This window comes from Collinsella sp. TF07-1, from assembly GCF_003437235.1.
Taxonomy (GTDB): Bacteria; Actinomycetota; Coriobacteriia; order Coriobacteriales; family Coriobacteriaceae; genus Collinsella.
Genome location: NZ_QSRV01000020.1, coordinates 1 through 18,445, shown reverse-complemented (window position 1 = coordinate 18,445; position 18,445 = coordinate 1). Strand labels below are relative to the sequence as shown.

Annotated in this window: 17 protein-coding genes; all 17 read left to right on the top strand. The window is 59.4% G+C overall.

The window, feature by feature from the left end; translation table 11 throughout:
* Window positions 1-52: 52 nt before the first annotated feature.
* The 17 genes from DXC67_RS07960 to DXC67_RS07880 all read left to right on the top strand — a co-directional run bounded on the left by DXC67_RS07960 (window position 53) and on the right by DXC67_RS07880 (window position 18,306).
* Window positions 53-1,030 (top strand): acetylxylan esterase, encoded by a 978-nt coding sequence (locus tag DXC67_RS07960; RefSeq protein WP_117638003.1) that lies wholly within the window; start codon window positions 53-55, stop codon window positions 1,028-1,030.
* Window positions 1,023-1,874, top strand: coding sequence for an acetylxylan esterase (locus tag DXC67_RS07955; RefSeq protein ID WP_117638002.1), 852 nt, complete (start codon window positions 1,023-1,025; stop codon window positions 1,872-1,874). Before DXC67_RS07960 ends, DXC67_RS07955 begins: the two co-directional genes overlap by 8 nt.
* Before the next feature lie 68 nt (window positions 1,875-1,942).
* A complete protein-coding gene (locus DXC67_RS07950; RefSeq protein WP_035138887.1) occupies window positions 1,943-2,863 on the top strand; it encodes a dihydrodipicolinate synthase family protein in 921 nt (306 codons plus the stop codon).
* 170 nt (window positions 2,864-3,033) lie between these two features.
* The gene (locus DXC67_RS07945; protein WP_117638001.1) at window positions 3,034-3,999 is read left to right on the top strand and encodes an ROK family protein; all 966 of its coding nucleotides are present in this window, start codon (window positions 3,034-3,036) and stop codon (window positions 3,997-3,999) included.
* Window positions 4,000-4,139: 140 nt separating this feature from the next.
* Window positions 4,140-4,826 carry an N-acetylmannosamine-6-phosphate 2-epimerase gene (locus tag DXC67_RS07940; protein ID WP_022094877.1) on the top strand — a complete coding sequence of 229 codons (687 nt, stop codon included), beginning with the start codon at window positions 4,140-4,142 and terminating at the stop codon, window positions 4,824-4,826.
* A 101-nt stretch (window positions 4,827-4,927) separates the two neighbouring features.
* Entirely contained in the window at window positions 4,928-5,848 is a 921-nt protein-coding gene (gene rapZ / locus DXC67_RS07935; protein ID WP_117638000.1) for an RNase adapter RapZ, read from the top strand.
* Window positions 5,849-5,854: 6 nt separating this feature from the next.
* Window positions 5,855-6,784, top strand: a complete 930-nt coding sequence (gene whiA, locus DXC67_RS07930; protein ID WP_117637999.1) for a DNA-binding protein WhiA — start codon at window positions 5,855-5,857, stop codon at window positions 6,782-6,784.
* A 193-nt stretch (window positions 6,785-6,977) separates the two neighbouring features.
* Window positions 6,978-8,003 (top strand): type I glyceraldehyde-3-phosphate dehydrogenase, encoded by a 1,026-nt coding sequence (gene gap, locus DXC67_RS07925; protein ID WP_099431436.1) that lies wholly within the window; start codon window positions 6,978-6,980, stop codon window positions 8,001-8,003.
* A 140-nt stretch (window positions 8,004-8,143) separates the two neighbouring features.
* Window positions 8,144-9,334 (top strand): phosphoglycerate kinase, encoded by a 1,191-nt coding sequence (gene pgk, locus DXC67_RS07920; protein WP_099431437.1) that lies wholly within the window; start codon window positions 8,144-8,146, stop codon window positions 9,332-9,334.
* A complete protein-coding gene (gene tpiA, locus DXC67_RS07915; protein ID WP_022094882.1) occupies window positions 9,327-10,094 on the top strand; it encodes a triose-phosphate isomerase in 768 nt (255 codons plus the stop codon). Before pgk ends, tpiA begins: the two co-directional genes overlap by 8 nt.
* A 5-nt stretch (window positions 10,095-10,099) precedes the next feature.
* A complete protein-coding gene (gene gpmI / locus DXC67_RS07910; RefSeq protein ID WP_117637998.1) occupies window positions 10,100-11,653 on the top strand; it encodes a 2,3-bisphosphoglycerate-independent phosphoglycerate mutase in 1,554 nt (517 codons plus the stop codon).
* A gap of 164 nt (window positions 11,654-11,817) precedes the next feature.
* Window positions 11,818-12,072 carry a preprotein translocase subunit SecG gene (gene secG, locus DXC67_RS07905; RefSeq protein ID WP_006236144.1) on the top strand — a complete coding sequence of 85 codons (255 nt, stop codon included), beginning with the start codon at window positions 11,818-11,820 and terminating at the stop codon, window positions 12,070-12,072.
* A gap of 290 nt (window positions 12,073-12,362) precedes the next feature.
* Window positions 12,363-14,039, top strand: a complete 1,677-nt coding sequence (locus tag DXC67_RS07900; protein WP_117637997.1) for an ABC transporter substrate-binding protein — start codon at window positions 12,363-12,365, stop codon at window positions 14,037-14,039.
* Window positions 14,040-14,196: 157 nt separating this feature from the next.
* A complete protein-coding gene (locus tag DXC67_RS07895; RefSeq protein WP_117637996.1) occupies window positions 14,197-15,234 on the top strand; it encodes an ABC transporter permease in 1,038 nt (345 codons plus the stop codon).
* Window positions 15,235-15,248: 14 nt separating this feature from the next.
* Window positions 15,249-16,184 (top strand): ABC transporter permease, encoded by a 936-nt coding sequence (locus DXC67_RS07890; RefSeq protein WP_117637995.1) that lies wholly within the window; start codon window positions 15,249-15,251, stop codon window positions 16,182-16,184.
* A 2-nt stretch (window positions 16,185-16,186) separates the two neighbouring features.
* On the top strand, window positions 16,187-17,278 hold the full coding sequence (locus DXC67_RS07885; RefSeq protein WP_022094887.1) for an ABC transporter ATP-binding protein: 1,092 nt from the start codon (window positions 16,187-16,189) through the stop codon (window positions 17,276-17,278).
* Window positions 17,278-18,306, top strand: a complete 1,029-nt coding sequence (locus DXC67_RS07880; RefSeq protein WP_022094888.1) for an ABC transporter ATP-binding protein — start codon at window positions 17,278-17,280, stop codon at window positions 18,304-18,306. Before DXC67_RS07885 ends, DXC67_RS07880 begins: the two co-directional genes overlap by 1 nt.
* Window positions 18,307-18,445 lie beyond the last annotated feature (139 nt).

Below are 18,445 nucleotides of genomic sequence, written 5' to 3'. Positions count from 1 at the left end.
CCCTTGCCGGGCGCACCTCCGTTGCGATTTCGAAAGGTTGGGTTCACGAGCCATGCCAAGTGCTCAGGAGCTACAACAGCAATTTGGTGAATATCGAGGCGCTATGCCCCGCCCATCGGATTTCGATCTCTTTTGGAAGGACCGCATGGCCGAGGCCGACGCCGTCGAGCTCGACTACGCGATTGAGGCGGCTTCGGTTGCGGATTCCGCAACCTGTCGGTTTTTCGACCTCTGGTATACCGGCATGTGTGGCGCACGCCTGCATGCTAAGTACCTTAAACCCGTCTCGGATGAGCCCGTGCCATTGGTACTTCAGTTCCATGGATATCCGGGTGCAAGCCGCAGCTGGTTTGAGCAGGCGTCGTTTGCGGGCATGGGCATGGCGCTCATCGCCCTCGACTGCCCCGGTCAAGGAGGTCCCTCCGAGGACATTGGTGGATTTGAGGGCACAACGGTCGCGGGCCATATCGTCGCCGGTATCGACGGCGACCCGGCCAACCTCTACTATGTCCGCTTGCACCAAGATATTCGCATCCTGTGCCGCATCGTTCGCGAGCTTGAGGGCATCGATCTTGCCCACGTATTTGTGAACGGCGCGTCGCAGGGCGGCGGTTTGGGCATTGCGACCTGTGCGCTTAACGGCGAGCTTATCAATCGCGCCGCCATCCTCTATCCCTTCCTGTCGGATTTCCGCCTGGTCTGGGATTTGGACGCCGACGATATTGCCTACGAGGGTCTGCGCTATTGGTCGCGTTGGTTTGACGAGGACTCGACTCGTATCGAGGAATCCTATGCCAAGCTGGCGTACTTCGATTCCAAGAATTTTGCCCCCATGGTCAAGTGCCCCGTGCTGTTTGGCACGGGCACGGCCGATACCGTCTGTCCGCCGGCAACGCAGTTTGCGGTGTACAACAACCTGTCCTGCGATAAGCGTCATGAGTTCTTTGAGGGCTTTGGCCACGAGGAGATTCAGGATTTTGACGATCTGATCATTCCGTTTTTCTGTGAGGGAGGGGAGGCTCATGTCTAAGTGCGAGAGCAATGTTGACGAGCTGATAGTCCCCGGGCTCGTGGGAATTCCCGGAACGGTTTCATCAAGGCTCGCAGAATATCGGGACTGGCACGGCGATGTCCAAGCAGATGTTTCTGATTTAGAGACATGCGCTTCGAATCTTGAGATTCAAGGCCAGGCCATTACGGCGATTGACTTTGTTAACCCCTGCGCTCGTTACTCGGAGATTTCCTTTGAGCTCGGTGACGATGCGGTCCACGCTCGCTTGATTGAGCCTGTTGGTCGTGCCCGAGTATCTGAGCGCGTGCCGCTGTGCCTGATGTTCCACGACATCGATCGGCCTGTGCGCGGCTGGCATCACATGACGAGATTTGCCGCCATGGGGTATGCCGTCCTCGCGCTGGATGACGATGTCGCTGGTGCGGACGACCTGCAGCGGGGGATTGCTTCGCCCGCTTTTGTCAAGCGCGTCCGTTGGGGTTGCGCGATGGCGAAGGTGGCGCGCAATCTTGATGGCATGGACCCCGACCGCATCTTTGCATGGGGCGAGGGTCTTGGCGGCGGAGTCGCGCTGGCGGTTTCTGCTCTGGACGAGCGGGGCCTCGCCTGCACGGCGGTTGCCAATCCGCTTCCTGGCGGCCTCGAGGCGCTGTCGTCTCGGGTGCGCGGATCGGTGCTCATGGGCACATCGCTTATGGATACCGTGAGCGATCCCAAGGATCAGTTTGCCGTATTCAACGGTTTTGAGTGTGACCGGAGGCATATCATCTATGCCAAATACGCTCATGAGCGTATCAATGCGTTCGAAAACGAAGTCGTCGACTTCTTTAACCAAACGTTCTACCCGTGTTCTTTGGCCTAGACGGCCTGGACACTGCCAACAAGAGTGGGTGGCATAGGGCCGCCCGCCAGACAACTAAGGAGATTCTTGTGGCAACTCAGAAATTCACCGGCGTTATCCCTCCCGTCGTTGTTCCCGATACCGAAGACCACCAGCTCGACGTTGCCTCCTTTGAGCGCAGCATCAACCGCATGATCGATGCCGGCGTCGATGGCCTGTTCTTCCTGGGCTCTTCGGGCGAGGTCGTTTTCTCCACCGATGAGCGTCGTCGCCAGATCATCGCCGAGGCCGTTCGTATCGTCGACCACCGCGTGCCCGTCCTGGTCGGCATCATCGATACCGAGACCGAGCGCATGATCGAGCACGGTAAGGTCGCTCAGGAGCTGGGCGCCGATGCGCTTGTCGCCACCTGCCCGTTCTATGCCCTGCAGGGCATGACCGAGGTCGAGGAGCACTTCCGCATCCTGCACGAGGAGCTCGACCTGCCCATCTTTGCCTATGACATTCCCGTCTGCGTTCACACCAAGCTCCCCTGGAAGCTCCTTGCCAAGCTCGGCGCCGAGGGCGTCCTTGCTGGCGTCAAGGATTCCTCGGGTGATGACATCTCGTTCCGCTATCTCGTTCAGGAGAACGAGAAGAACGGCCATCCGATGAGCATCCTCACCGGTCACGAGGTTGTTGTCGACGGCGCTTACCTCGGTGGCGCCGACGGTTCTGTCCCGGGCCTTGCCAACGTTGAGCCCGAGGGCTACGTGCGCCAGTGGAAGGCCGCTCAGGCCGGTGACTGGGCTACCGTCAAGGCCGAGCAGGATCGCCTCAACGAGATCTCCCACATCTGGGATGTCACCTCGGGCGTCCAGGGCTATGCCGGTGGCGTCGGCGCCTTCAAGACCGCTATGAACCTCATGGGCATCTTCGACAGCCCGACCATGCCGCGCCCGGTGAAGGCCATGACTGGCGAGAACGTCGAGGCTATTAAGAAGGTCCTCCAGGACAACGGTCTCCTGTAAAGCTTCCCCAGGCACCCGATCTTGGGGCTCAAGTGGTCGGGCGTGACCCATTAGGTCAACGCCCGACCACTTTCACCCCAACCTCGGGCACCTGGGAAACCTTTATCAACCTGTGGCGATAATTCTGCCCTCATTTCCTGTAGTTGTTTTTATCTCCGAAGGAGAGCGACATGGAGAACAAGTACGTTTGCTCCGTCGATATCGGCGGCACCAAGATTGCGACTGCCATTATGGAGTATCCGGCTGACGGTAGTGTGCCCCATCCCGTTTTTGAGGCCGAGGTTCCCACAGAGGCCCAAGAGGGCGGCGAGGCCGTCTTCCAGCGTATCGAGGCGTCCGTCAAGGCTGCTCTCGAGGCGAATCCCGATGTCGAGGTCCTTGGCGTCGGTATCGGTGCCGCCGGCGTCGTCGATCCCAAGACGGGCGCCATCGCGTATGCCAATGAGATCATGCCCGGCTGGTCCGGCGTTCAGTTGGGGCCGCGTCTGCGCGAGGATCTCGGTCTTCCCGTTGCCGTTGTAGGCGACGTGCAGGCTCATGCTCTGGGCGAGGCCCACTGGGGCGTCGGCAAGGGCAAGTTCTCCGTCTTGTGTCTTGGCATCGGTACGGGCATCGGCGGCGCATATGTCGAGAACGGCCGCGTAATGCAGGGCTTCCATGGTGCTGCCGGCCATATGGGCCACATCGAGTGCTCGGCTGCCGCCGGCATTCCCTGCGCCTGCGGGCGTTCTGGTCATCTTGAGTCGGTAGCCTCGGGCACCTCGATTGGCCGTATGTACGACGAGCGCTTCGGTCGAGTTGACCCCGGCCGTCCTTCGGTCGGTCGCGACGTGAACGACCTGTGCCGTGCTGGCGACGCAAAGGCGACCGAGGTCATCCATGACGCTGGCTTTGCGCTGGGCGCCAGCTTGGGCTCGCTCGCCAATATCCTTGACCCGGAGGTCATCGTGCTTTCGGGCGGTGTGATTCACCAGGGTCCCGATTGGCGCTCGCAGACGTGGAAGGACTCGGTGCACGAGGGCTATGCCAGCCAGGCGCTCGACCCGCTTCAGGACACGCCGATCCTCATCGGTTCTCTGGAGGGCGACGCGCCGCTCATCGGTGCCGCCGAACACCTTCTTGCGTCGTTGAAGTAAGCATAACTACCAAGTGCGCCTTCTGAGGTGCCGCAGATTGACGTGAAAGAGGAGCGAAGCGTACTTCGGTACGCGAGCGACGGTTTGAACGTCAAGGTGCGGTGTCTCAGAAGGCTATTTTGAGAAAGGTTGAGTCGAACATGACCGTTGATCCTTTGATTCAATCCCTGAAGGGCAAGCTCGTCGTGAGCGTTCAGGCCTATATGGGCGAGCCGCTTCGTACGCCCGAAACCATGGCTCAGATGTCTCGCGCCTGCGAGCTTGGCGGCGCCGCCGCTATTCGCTGCCAGGGTCTTGCTGACATCGCCGCCATTAAGGGCCGCTGCGAGGTTCCCGTCATCGGCTTGTGGAAGGATGGACACGAGGGCGTCTACATCACGCCGACGCTGCGTCATGCTCGCGCCTGCGTTGCCGCCGGTGCCGACATCGTGGCAATTGACGCCACTGATCGCCCGCGTCCCGATGGCAAGACCGTCGAGGACACCTTCCGTCCGCTGCACGAGGAGGGCGTGCTCCTGATGGCCGACTGTGCCACCATCGAGGACATTCGCCGTGCGGTTGATATGGGCTTTGACCTGGTATCCACCACGCTTTCTCACGGCGTCGCCGCCATCGACTGCACCATGGCCGATGGCCCCGATCTGCCGCTCCTGCGTCAGGCGACCGAGGAATTCCCCGGTCTTCCCATCATCTGCGAGGGCCGCGTGCACACGCCCGAGGAGGCTCGCGCCGCAATCGATGCTGGCGCCTGGGCCGTTGTCGTCGGCACCGCCATCACGCACCCCACGAGTATTACGAGTTGGTTCAAGGCTGCGCTTGAGGCGTAAGACAGGCCCTGTATCCGCTCGGGGCGGTATACTCAATATAGGCAATTGACCGCGCGGGATCCGGGTTGCTGGGTCCCGCGCTTGTTTTTGGGAGGCAGCACATGCAAAAGGGAGATGCCATGGATGCGGCGGAGCGCTCGGAGCGCATCCCCGATATCGTCATCATCACCGGAATGTCCGGATCGGGCCGCACACAGGCCATGCACGTGTTCGAGGATATGGGCTATTTTTGCATTGATAACCTGCCACCGCGTCTGATTGCCCAGCTTGCCGAGCTCGTTGGCATCAATACGGGCGTGGGCAGGCACCTTGCCGTCACCTGCGACCTGCGCAGCCAGGGCTTGTTCGATGAGCTGCTCGATGCCGTTGCCGCACTCGAGGAGCGCGAGATGAGCTGCGACATCGTTTTTCTCGAGGCCTCTGACGAGGTGCTGATCCGTCGTTATAGCGAAAACCGCCGCCGCCATCCCATTGCCAAGCCGGGGGAGACTACGGCCGATGCGATTCAGCGGGAGCGTCTGCAGCTGCGGGGTGTGCGCGATCGAGCCGATATGATCATCGACACGAGCCGTCTGCGCACCTCTGCCCTGCGTAATAAATTGCGCATGGCGTTCTCCGAGTTGTCCGACCAGCAGCTCATGGACGTTCACGTGTTCTCGTTTGGCTTTAAGCACGGTATGCCCGTCGAGGCGGACATTATGATCGACGTTCGCTTCCTGCCCAATCCGTTCTACGATCCCGAGATGCGCACCATGACCGGTCTCGATAAGAAAGTCTCCGACTTTGTTCTGGACCATCCCAAGACCCAGGAGTTCTGGAAGGCCTGGACGCAGCTGCTCGATACGGTCATGCCCGGCTATATCGCGGAGGGCAAGCCGCAGCTTTCTATCGCCATCGGTTGCACGGGCGGTCAACACCGCAGCGTTGCCATCGCCGAGGCCACGGCGCGTTATTTGGAAGGCGCCCAGTATCACGTGAGCATTTCCCATCGCGACTTGTCGCGCGCGAACACGAAAGCATAGGCCTGCATGTCGTTTACCGCCGAGGTGCGTGACGAGCTCGCGCGCTGCGAACCCGAATGTGAATACTGCGATTTGTCGACGCTTGCCGCCCTGACGCGTGTGAGCGGTACACTTTCGCTGGCCGGCTCCGGGCGGTATCGTTTGACGGTCGCGACCGAGACGGGCGCCGTCGCGCGCACGATGATCACGCTGGCGCATCGTATCCTTAAGCTCAAAACGGAATTCACCGTTCGTAAATCGGTCTTGCATAAGGTCCGTAACTATCTCATTACCCTGCCCGATCAACCCGACCTGGACAAGGCTCTGGTGCTGCTGGGCATTCTCGACCGCAGGGGAGGGCTCGTCGCCGGTGTTCCCCGGCACATCGTTGCCCGTCCCTGCTGCAGACTTGCCTACATCCGCGGCGCGCTCATCGCCGGCGGTTTCGTGGCCGATCCCCGCGGCGACTTTCATTTGGAGATTGCGGTGCAGGGCGAGCAATATGCCAAGGGGCTCTGCGATCTGCTGGAGCAGATTGGGGTCCATGCGCGCGTCAACGCACGGCGCGGGTCCTATGCCGTGTACATTAAGAGCGCCGAGGAGATCGAGCAGCTCCTAAAGCTGGTCGGAGCCAAGCGCAGCGTTGCCGAGATTGAGGAAGCGCGCGCGGTCAAATTGGTTAAGAACGACGTAAACCGTCGCGTGAATGCCGAGCTGGCCAATCAGACCAGAAGTGCGGGCGCTGCTCAGCATCAGCTTGCGTTGATCGATGAGCTCGAACAGCGGGGTTTACGCGACACGCTTCCGGACGCCTTAGCAGTCTTTTGCGACCTGCGCGAGCGCTATCCCGATCTGTCACTGCGCGATCTGGGGGAGATGGCTGACCCTCCCTTGTCGAAGTCGGCCCTCTACCATCGTGTTTTACGTCTTGAAAAGCTCATTGAAGCAAACAAGTAGTTTAAAGTATTGACGTATATACGGATTTAGCTGCTATTTTATTCTTTAAAACGTTTTAACGTAAATTTGATTTTCAATTTCGAGCATTCTCGTGAAATTCAAGTCAAAAAAAAGGTATATTAGGCGAGTGGTTAGTTTGTGGGCCTCAACGGCGGGCGCTGTAGCTTGCGGGGGCCTTACGAAAGGAGACACAATGGCAGTAAAGGTTGCTATTAACGGCTTCGGTCGCATCGGTCGTCTGGCTTTCCGTCAGATGTTCGGTCATGAGGGCTCCGAGATTGTCGCTATCAACGACCTCACCTCTCCCGATATGCTCGCTTACCTGCTGAAGTACGACTCCACGCAGGGCAACTACGCTCGCGATCACGAGGTCGTTGCTGGCGAGGATTCCATCACCGTTGACGGCAAGGAGATCAAGATCTACAAGGAGGCCGACGCCAACAACCTGCCTTGGGGCGACCTCGACGTCGACGTCGTTCTCGAGTGCACCGGCTTCTACACCAGCAAGGCTAAGGCTCAGGCCCACATCAACGCTGGCGCCAAGAAGGTCGTCATCTCCGCTCCGGCCGGCAGCGATCTGCCCACCATCGTGTACAACGTCAACCACGAGACGCTGACCGCTGAGGACAACATCATCTCCGCCGCTTCCTGCACCACCAACTGCCTCGCCCCGATGGCCAAGGGTCTGAACGACTTCGCTCCCATCGTGTCCGGCATCATGACCACCATTCACGCCTGGACCGGCGACCAGATGCCGCTCGACGGCCCGCAGCGCAAGGGCAACAAGCGTCGTAGCCGCGCCTGCGCCGTCAACATCGTCCCCAACACCACCGGTGCTGCCAAGGCTATCGGCCTGGTTCTCCCCGAGCTCAACGGTAAGCTCATCGGTGCCGCCCAGCGCGTCCCGACGCCGACCGGCTCCATCACCAACCTCTACGCTGTCGTTGACAAGAAGGTCACCGTCGACGAGGTCAACGCCGCTATGAAGGCCTACGCTTCCACCATCTCCGAGACCTTCGGTTACAACGAGGACGACATCGTCTCCACCGACATCATCGGCGAGACCCACGGCTCCATCTTCGACGCCACTCAGACCATGTGCTCTGACCTCGGCAACGGCCAGACCCTCGTTCAGGTCACCTCTTGGTACGACAACGAGAACTCTTACACCTCTCAGATGGTCCGCACCATCAAGTACTTCGAGAAGTTCGTTGCTTAATTTAGCTTTTAGCGAATAGCTCGTTGAGCGTCTAAAGAAGGGCGCGGCCTTATAGGGCTTACACCCTAGGGTCGCGCCCTTTTTATAGGAAATCGTCTGCCGTAATGGGAGGCAGACACGTACGAAAGGTAGAAGCAAACATGGCCTTTACCAAGAAGACCGTCCGCGACATCGATGTCGACGGCAAGCGCGTTCTCGTCCGCGTTGACTTCAACGTGCCTATCAAGGATGGCGTCGTTGGCGACACCACCCGCATCAAGGCTGCCCTGCCCACCATCAACTACCTCGTTGAGCACAACGCTCGCGTCATCCTCATGAGCCACCTCGGCCGTCCCGAGGGCACCGGCTTCCAGCCTGAGCTCTCCCTTGAGCCTGTCGCCAAGAAGCTCGCTGAGCTCTCTGGTCTCGATGTTGCCTTTGTCGCCGACACCTACGGCGAGAAGGCTGCTGAGGCTGTCGCCGCCGTCGAGCCGGGCAAGGTCCTCGTTCTCGAGAACGTCCGTTTCGACAAGCGTGAGAAGAAGAACGATCCCGAGATCGCCAAGAAGCTCGCTTCCTATGGTGACGTCTTCGTTCTCGATGCCTTCGGCACCGCTCACCGCGCCCAGGGTTCCGTCGTGGGCCCCGCCGCTTACCTGCCTGCCGTCGCCGGCTTCCTGCTCGAGAAGGAGGTCGACACGCTGACCGGCATCTTCGCCGAGCCCGAGCGCCCCTTCGTCGCTATCGTCGGCGGTTCCAAGGTTTCTTCCAAGATCGGCGTTCTCGATCACCTCATCGACTCCGCTGACACCCTGATCATCGGTGGCGGCATGGCCTACACCTTCTTCCTGGCTCAGGGCCTGACCGTCGGTCAGTCCCTCAAGGAAGAGGACTGGGTCGAGCGCGCCGGCGAGATGCTCAAGAAGGCCGAGGAAAAGGGCGTCAAGATCCTGCTCCCCATCGACAACCGCGTTGCCGATCACTTTGGCGAGGACGCTGTCCCCGAGGTTGTCGCTTCCGACGCTATCCCCGACGATCGTGAGGGCATGGACATCGGCCCCAAGACCGAGGAGCTCTACGCCGAGGCCGTCAAGGGCGCCAAGACCGTGTTCTGGAACGGCCCCATGGGCGTCTTCGAGTTCGACAACTTCGCTCACGGCACCCAGGCTATCGCCGAGGCCGTCGCCGAGGCCGACTGCACCTCGATCATCGGCGGTGGTGACTCTGTCGCGGCTGTCAACAAGTTCAACCTGGCCGACAAGATGAGCTGGATCTCCACCGGTGGTGGCGCTTCCATGGAGCTCGTCGAGGGTAAGGCCCTGCCCGGAGTGGAGGCGCTTCTCGATGCCTAATCGCACCCTTCTTATTGCTGGTAACTGGAAGATGAACAACGACGTCGCCGAGGCCGCCAAGCTCGCCGACGAGCTGGCTCAGGCTCTGCCCGAGGTTCCGGCTGGCGTCGAGGTGCTCGTCTGCCCTCCGACCATTGACATCACCACGGTTCATGACCGCATTCAGGCTGCCCCCATCGCCCTCGGTGCACAGAACGTGTACTGGGAGGCCAAGGGTGCCTTCACCGGTGAGTCCTCTTGCGACATGCTCAAGTCCGCTGGCTGCACCTACTGCATCATCGGTCACTCCGAGCGTCGCGACTACTTCCACGAGACCGACGAGGACCAGAACAAGAAGGCCAAGGCTCTCGTTGCCGCCGGTCTTGTTCCCGTCTTCTGCTGCGGCGAGTCCCTCGAGGTCCGCGAGGCTGGCACCTATGTCGAGCATGTCGTGAACCAGGTCAAGGCTGGCCTTGCTGGTCTTGAGATCACCTGCCCCAAGCAGGTCGTCGTCGCCTACGAGCCCATCTGGGCCATCGGCACCGGTAAGACCGCTACCGCTGAGGACGCTCAGGAGGTCTGCGGCGCTATCCGTGAGACCCTCAAGGAGATGTTCGGCGAGGAGCTCGCTAACGGCATCCGCGTTCTCTATGGTGGCTCTGCCAAGCCCGGCAACATTGCCGAGCTCGTCGCCAAGCCCGACGTTGACGGCGCCCTCGTGGGCGGCGCTTCGCTCAAGGCTGCCGACTTCGCCTCTATGGTCGTCAAGGCAGGCGAGTAGGACATATGGCACAGCGTCATCTTCCTGCACTCCTGATTATCATGGACGGCTGCGGCCTTGCTCCGGCCGATGGCGAGAACGCCGTCGCCGCTGCCAAGACGCCCTTCCTTGATAGCCTGTACGAGAAGTATCCCCACACTACGCTCGGCGCTTCGGGCGAGGACGTGGGCCTTCCCGACGGTCAGATGGGCAACTCCGAGGTGGGTCACCTCAACATCGGTGCCGGCCGCATCGTGTTCCAGGAGCTTTCGCGCATCAACAACGCCATCAAGGACGGCTCCATCGCCAAGAACGAGGTCTTCGTCAAGGCTATGGACGACGTCAAGGCCGAAGGCAAGACCCTGCACCTCATGGGCCTTATGAGCCCTGGCGGTGTTCATTCTCACATGAACCACGTCGAGGCTCTGGTCAAGATGGCTGCCGAGCATGGTGTCAAGACCGTTCGCGTCCACGCCTTCATGGATGGCCGCGACGTTGACCCGCAGTCCGGTGCCGGTTACATGAGTGAGTTCTGCGCCTTCCTGGCTAAGATCTCCGAGGAGACCGGTTGCGACGCTCGCGTTGCCACCGTCTCGGGCCGTTATTGGGCTATGGACCGCGATAATCGTTGGGAGCGCATCCAGCGCGCCTACGACGTCATGGTCAACGCGTCCGATGCTGATACCGACCCCGTTGCCGGTATCAAGGCGTACTACGAGAAGGATCCGCGCGGCGACGAGTTCGTCGAGCCCTTCGCTGCCCACAACGAGGGCATTCACGAGGGCGACGCGGCCATCTTCTTTAACTTCCGTCCCGACCGCGCTCGTCAGATGACTCGCGTGTTCACGGATAAGGAGTTCGACGGCTTTGAGCGCGAGCAGATCAAGCTTTCGCACTTTGTGACGATGACCGAGTACGACCCGACGTTTGACGTCGAGGTCGCCTTCCCCAAGACGTTCCCCGAGAACGTTCTGGCCGACGTTATCGCCGCCAATGGCCTGAAGCAGCTGCATACCGCCGAGACCGAGAAGTACGCCCACGTGACGTTCTTCCTCAACGGCGGCATCGAGGAGCCCAAGGAGGGCGAGGAGCGCGTGCTCGTCGCTTCCCCCAAGGTCGCTACCTACGATCTGCAGCCCGAGATGAGCGCTCCCGAGGTGACCGAGAAGCTCGTCGCCGCCATCAACGAGGATCGCGCTGATTTCTACATCGTGAACTTCGCGAACTGCGACATGGTTGGTCACACCGGTGTCTTCGACGCCGCCGTTAAGGCCGTCGAGGCTGTTGACGATGCCCTGTCCAAGGTTGTCCCGGCGATTCTCGCCAAGGGCGGCTTTGCGCTGATTACCGCCGACCACGGCAACGCCGATCACATGTTTGACGTTGCTTCCGACGGTTCCAAGCATCCGTTTACGGCTCACACCACCAACCGCGTGCCGTTTATCATCGTTGATGAGAAGGCCAAGCTCACCGGTATCGAGGACGGCCGTCTCTCCGATATCGCTCCGACCATGCTCACCATGGCTGGTATTGAGCCTTCCGCCGAGATGACGGGCCGCGTGCTCGCCACCGAGGCCTAAGTGAAAACTCCAAGCGTTTTCATGCGAGGGGGTTGCCCAAATTCGGGCAACCCCCTTTTTGGTATTTCTGCCATTTCTACCCCGTCCCTAAATGGCAGGTGGGGGAGTGTTGGAGGTTGTGGTACAGTACTGGAGTTTGAATTGTTCTATTAAGGAGCTTATCTATGGGTCCGTTCCAGATTCTTCTGTTTGTCGTTTGGGCTGTCTCTGCCGTGGCGCTGACGATTCTCGTCCTGATGCATTCCGGTAAGGGCACCGGCGTTTCGGATATGATCGCTAGCTCGCTGTATAACTCCAGCTCTGCCACGGGCGTCATGGAGCAGAACCTCGATCGCCTGACGGTAATTATGGCCGTTGTTTTTGCCGTGTGCGTCGTCCTGTGCATGTTCTTCTTCCCGCAGGGCATCGTCGGCTACTAAGCATCGGCGTATATACGTTTGAAAAGGGTCTCGCATGTGCGGGGCCCTTTTTGTTTACAGACTTGTAACAGAGCCAGAATATCACCACATACTTCGCCCAACTAAAGAAATTCTCGACCGTTAACCGGAATTAGCCCCAAATTGTGCATAAAATGCGCTACTGTATTGCAAAACGTTGGCCCGCATTGCATAACCAGCCATAACGGCGGACCGCGTTTGAATGGTTCGATTGGGCTGTCTCGACGTTGCCCGGCCGAATTCACTTTGTCCTATCTCATAAGGAGGATGGCATGGCTGATTCTATGTTCCACCAGCCCGTTATGGGTCGTCGCGCCTTTGTTGGCGGCACCCTCGCTGCGAGCTCCATGGCTTTTCTTGCCGCGTGCGGCAAGAAGGGCGGCGACGCTTCCGGATCTGACTCCGGTTCGACGCTGAACTTCTACATCAACAACCCGGTCTGCATCGACCCCTACAACGTCCAGGAGGATCAGGGCACTCAGGTCGAGTACCAGCTCTTCGACGCTCTGACGGAGTACGACCCCGAGAAGGGCGAGATCGTTCCGCTGGCTTGCGAGTCCTTTGAGGCTAACGACGACGCCACCGAGTTCACCTTCAAGATCAAGAAGGCTAAGTTCCACAACGGTGACGACGTTACCTCCAAGTCCTTCAAGCTCGGTTGGGAGCGTCTAGTCAACACCAAGTCGGCCATCGCCACCGAGTATGGTCCTTCCGAGGTCTCCTATCACCTTTCCATGGTTGAGGGCTATGACGATCTGCTTGCCGGCAACGCTACCGAGCTCAGCGGTGTTACTTGCCCCGACGATGAGACCCTCGTCGTCAAGCTGTCTTCCGCTTACGCCGACTTCCCCTTCGTCGCCTCTCACCCGGCTCTGTCCCCGGTTCCCGAGTGCGCCGAGTCCGATGTCAAGAGCTTCTACCTTGCCCCGGTCGGTAACGGCCCGTTCATGATGGACGGTAAGTGGGAGGATGGCCAGGAGATCAACCTCAAGAAGTTTGACGATTACTATGGCGACAAGGCCAAGATCGATGGCATCCACTTCCAGGTCATCAAGGACATGGAGACCGCTTACAAGGAGTTCCAGGCCGGTAACCTCGATGTCTGCGACGTTCCCGTTGCTCAGATCGACGCCGCCAAGAAGGACCGTGGCGAGTCCAAGGACGGCTACACCATGGGTGACGGCGAGCATATGCTGCTCGGTGCCGAGCCTTCCACGTACTATCTGACCTGCAACACCACGGCCGAGCCGTTCAATAACGCCGACCTGCGCAAGGGCATCTCCCTGGCCATCAACCGTGAGGCCATCTGCAAGACCATCTTCAAGGGCACCCGTACCCCCGCCGACGGTATTGTTCCTCCGGGAATCGCCGGCTACAAGGAGGGCGCATGGGAGTTCTGCGCCTATGACGTCGACAAGGCTAACGAGTACCTCGACAAGGTCGCTCCCGCTGGCGCTAACGGCGATCGTGGCATTAGCGTGACCCTTTCCTACAACCAGGACGGTGGTCACAAGGAGATCATGGAGTCCATCATCGGCGACCTCGCTAAGGTTGGCGTTACCGCTGTCTCCGATACCCCTGAGTGGTCTGCCCTGCTCGAGCAGTATCAGAACTTCAACTATCAGTTCGGCCGTCTGGGCTGGATCGCCGATTACCCGGTCATGGACAACTTCCTGTACCCGCTGTTCCACTCCGACTCCCTCGGTGGCGACAACCGCTCCGGTTACAGCAACCCCGAGTTCGATGCCAAGGTCGACGAGGCCCGCACCACGGTTGATGACGAGGAGCGCATCGCCAAGATGCGGGAGGCCGACGCCATGGTCGCTGCTGACTGCCCGGTTATCCCGGTGATGTTCTACACGCACACCATCGCTGGCTCTGACCGCGTCAAGCATCTCTATGTTGATCCGCAGAAGCACGCCGATCTGGGTACCGCCGAGCTCGCCTAAGGGTTTTGCAGCTTCCGTGAGGGTCAAGTATTTACGTAGACCTCATGGGAAACATACAGTTCTCCCTAACCTGGGGTAAACTGGCTGATGGTAATTTTGGGATGCCGGTCTGGCGATCGGCATCCCATTTAGGTTAATCCCTAGATAGGGGAGTGGTATGGGTAAGTACATCGTTAAACGTGTGCTTCAGTTCATCCCGGTGTTTTTGGGCGTTACGCTGATTCTGTTCGCCCTCCAGAATATCGTGCCGGGAGATCCGATCAAGCTGATCGGTGGAGACAAGGCTCTGTCCCCCGAGGTGGAGCTTCAGCTTCGCGTTCGCTATCACCTGGTCCAGACGGACGAGGACGGCAACGCGATCCTTGACGAGAACGGCGACCCCGTTCAAACGTCGCTCGTGGACCGTTACTTGTATTACATGAACGGCCTGCTTCATGGCGATCTGGGCAATTCGTACCAGCGCAAGCTGCCGGTTACGGAAATCTTTGCCCAGAAGTATCCGTATACGGTCAAACTTGCCGCGTGCGCCATCGTGCTCGAGGCAATCATGGGTATCGGTGCGGGTATCATTTCGGCGGTTAAGCGTTATTCCTTCTGGGATATTTTGGTAACGCTCACCACGTCGATTCTCGTTGCCGTCCCGGCCTTCTGGCTCGGTATGTTGCTGCAGCTGTTCTTTGGCGTCATTCTCAAGGACGCCACGGGCGGTGCATTCTCCATGCCGATCTCGGGTGCCGGCGGTTCCAGCTCTCAGTATCAGGATTGGATGCACTATGTGCTTCCGACCATTACGCTGGCTTCGGTTTCGACCGCTTATGCCGCCCGCATCATGCGCTCGCAGCTGCTTGACGTCATGAACCAGGATTACATCCGTACGGCAAAGGCCAAGGGTCTCTCCAATCGCGCGATCATTATCAAGCATGCGCTTAAGAATGCACTCATCCCCGTCGTTACCTATATTGGTGTCGACTTTGGCGGCATGCTTTCGGGCGCTATCCTGACCGAGACGGTCTTTAACTGGCCCGGTATCGGCTATGAGGTCTATCGCGCCATTAGCATGCGTGACTGGCCCATCGTTATGGGCGGCGTTACGCTCATCGTCGTCGTCGTCATGGTGATCAACCTGCTCGTCGACATTAGCTATGCATTCCTCGACCCGCGCATCCGCCTTGGCGGTCCGTCGGATAAGGCCTAAGGGAGGTACGTCTCATGCAGGAAACTGATTCTCAGTCTCAGGAGCAGGCTACCGCCACCAAGGCCGTATCTGCTCCCGCCAAGTCCCGCACGCTGTGGGGCGACGCTTTTAAGCGTCTTCGTAAGAACAAGCTCGCCGTTATCGGTGTCTGCTGGATCATCATCGTCGTTTTGGTTGCGCTGACTGCCGATCTGTGGGCTAAGCCCTGGCTCGGTTCGCCGACGGCTTCCGACTCGACCACCATGGCCGAGACGTCGCTGCTGGCTCCGTGTGCAGAGCACCCGTTTGGCACCGACGCCCTTGGTCGTGACATTCTCGTCCGCGTTATCTACGGTGCGCGCGTTTCGCTGTCCGTCGGCATTATGGCCACCGCAATCTCCACGCTGATCGGTCTGGTCATGGGTGCTCTGGCCGGTTTCTACGGCGGCATTTGGGATACGATCATCATGCGCTGTGCGGATATCTTCCTGGCGTTCCCGTACGTGCTGTTCGTTGTCGCCATGATCGCCGTTATCGGCCGTGGTCTTCAGAATGTCTTTATCGCCATCGGTATTCTCGGCTGGCCTTCTATTGCGCGCGTCTTCCGCTCTGCAATCTTGACGGTCAAGGAAAATGACTATGTTGACGCTGCGCGCGCGATGGGTGCATCTGATGCTCGTATCGTCGTGCGTCACATCTTCCCGAACTCCGTCGCCTCCATCGTGGTCTACGCAACCATGAACATTGGTGGCGCCATTCTGACCGAGTCCGCTCTGTCCTTCCTCGGCATGGGCGTTATTCCGCCTACGCCTTCGTGGGGCTCCATGATTCAGGACGGTCAGCAGTATCTTCTGACTGCTCCCTGGATGATGATCATGCCCGGTCTGGCAATTCTCTCGACGGTGCTCGCCTTCACCCTGCTGGGTGACGGTCTGCGCGACGCCCTCGACGTCAAGATGAAGGACGCATAAGGATGAAGAAGAACAAGAACTATGTGGACCTGAAGGACCAGCCGGTTCCCGAGGGCCAGCATCTGCTCGAGGTCGATGACCTTAAGATGTATTTCCACACCGAGGATGGCGTCGTTCGCGCTGTCGACGGTGTCTCCTACACACTCGATCGCGGTGAGACCCTGGGCGTCGTCGGTGAGTCCGGCTCCGGTAAGTCCGTGACCGCTATGACCATCATGGGTCTTATCTCGATGCCTCCGGGAAAGATCGAGGGCGGCGACGTTCGCTATCGCGGTCGTTCTATCCTCGAAATGACCGAGGAAGAGATGCAGCACATTCGCGGTAACGATATCGCGATGATCTTCCAGGATCCTATGACCTCTTTGAACCCGGTCTATAAGATCGGCAAGCAGGTGGGCGAGGGCCTTCGTCTGCACCGTGGCTACTCCAAGCAGGAGGCGCTCAAGCGCGCCACCGAGCTTTTGGACCTCGTGGGTATCCCCGAGCCTGAGAAGCGCGTCAATGAGTATCCGCACCAGTTCTCGGGCGGTATGCGTCAGCGCGTCATGATTGCTATGGCTCTTGCGTGCGATCCCGATATCCTGATTGCCGACGAGCCCACGACTGCCCTGGACGTTACCATTCAGGCTCAGATTATCGAGCTTATGCAGGAGATGCAGGAGAAGAACGGCAACGCCATCATCATGATTACCCATGACCTGGGCGTCGTCGCCGATATGGCCGATAAGATCATGGTTATGTACGCCGGCCGTCCCGTCGAGTTCGGTACTGCTGAGGAAATCTTCTACGAGAGCCGCCACCCCTACACCTGGGGCCTTATCCGCTCCATCCCGGAGCAGGCCATCGAAGAGAAGAAGCCTCTTACGCCGATTCACGGCAACCCGCCTTCGCTCATGAACCTGCCCGAGGGCTGCGTCTTCTCTCCTCGTTGCCCCTATGCGACGGACAAGTGCCGCAAGCAGCGCCCCGAGCGCGTTGTTACCGAGTCTGGTCATTACTCTGCGTGCCACTACTCCGGTGACCCCGAGTTCCTCAAGAACGCTCCTGAGACGTCCCGTACGCGCAAGGATTCCAAGAAGGGAGGCGAGGCGTAATGGCAGATACCAACGAGCGTACTCCGCTGCTGAAGGTCGAGCACCTCTCTAAGGAGTTTCCCGCTGAGTCCGGCATGTTCGCCAAGCGCTTCTCCAAGCGTGTCGTCTCTGCTGTGAATGACATTTCGTTCGAGATTTATCCGGGCGAGACCTTTGGCCTGGTCGGCGAGTCTGGTTGCGGTAAGTCCACCACGGGCCGCACCATCATGCGCCTGACCAAGCCGACCGCCGGTAAGGTGTTCTTCCAAGGCAAAGATGTTGCCGAGATGAGCAAGCACGAGATCAAGGATATGCGTCGCGAGATGCAGTTCATCTTCCAGGACCCCTATGCTTCGCTCAACCCTCGCATGACCATCGGTGAGATCGTCTCCGAGCCCATGACCATTCACGGCGTGGGCACCAAGGAGGAGCGCATTGAGCGCGTCCGCGAGCTTCTCGACGTCGTTGGACTGAACCCCGAGCACATCAACCGTTATCCTCATGAGTTCTCCGGCGGTCAGCGTCAGCGTGTCGGCATTGCCCGTGCATTTGCGCTGAAGCCCAAGCTGATTATCTGCGACGAGCCGGTTTCCGCTCTGGATGTGTCCATTCAGGCCCAGGTTCTGAACCTGCTCAAGGAACTGCAGGACAAGTTCGGTACCGCATATCTGTTTATCGCCCACGACCTGTCCGTCGTGCAGCACATCTCCGATCGCGTTGCCGTTATGTATCTGGGTAAGATGGTCGAGGTTTCGGACTGGAAGACGCTCTACAGCGAGCCCCACCATCCGTACACGCAGTCGCTGCTGTCTGCCGTGCCGGTTCCCGATCCTGATATCCAGAAGACCCGCAAGCGCATCATCCTCGCTGGCGATCCGCCGTCGCCGCTGGATCCGCCGACCGGCTGCCGTTTCCACACTCGCTGCCCGATCGCGCAGGGTATCTGCTCTGAGAAGCTCCCTGAGTTTAAGGAAGTTGCCCCGGGCCACTGCTGTGCCTGTCACTTTGCGGAGCCGTTCCCGATCAAGGAATCGCACATCGACCTGTAGACGGTTGTTCTCGTCCGGGCCCGTGCTGGACTTAGTTTTCAGAACGTCCTCGACCATGGAAACCCCCTTACCCTGCTCCTTCGGAGCTGCGGATAAGGGGGTTTCCTGGTCTGCGGAATGTTCTGAAAACTAAGTCCAG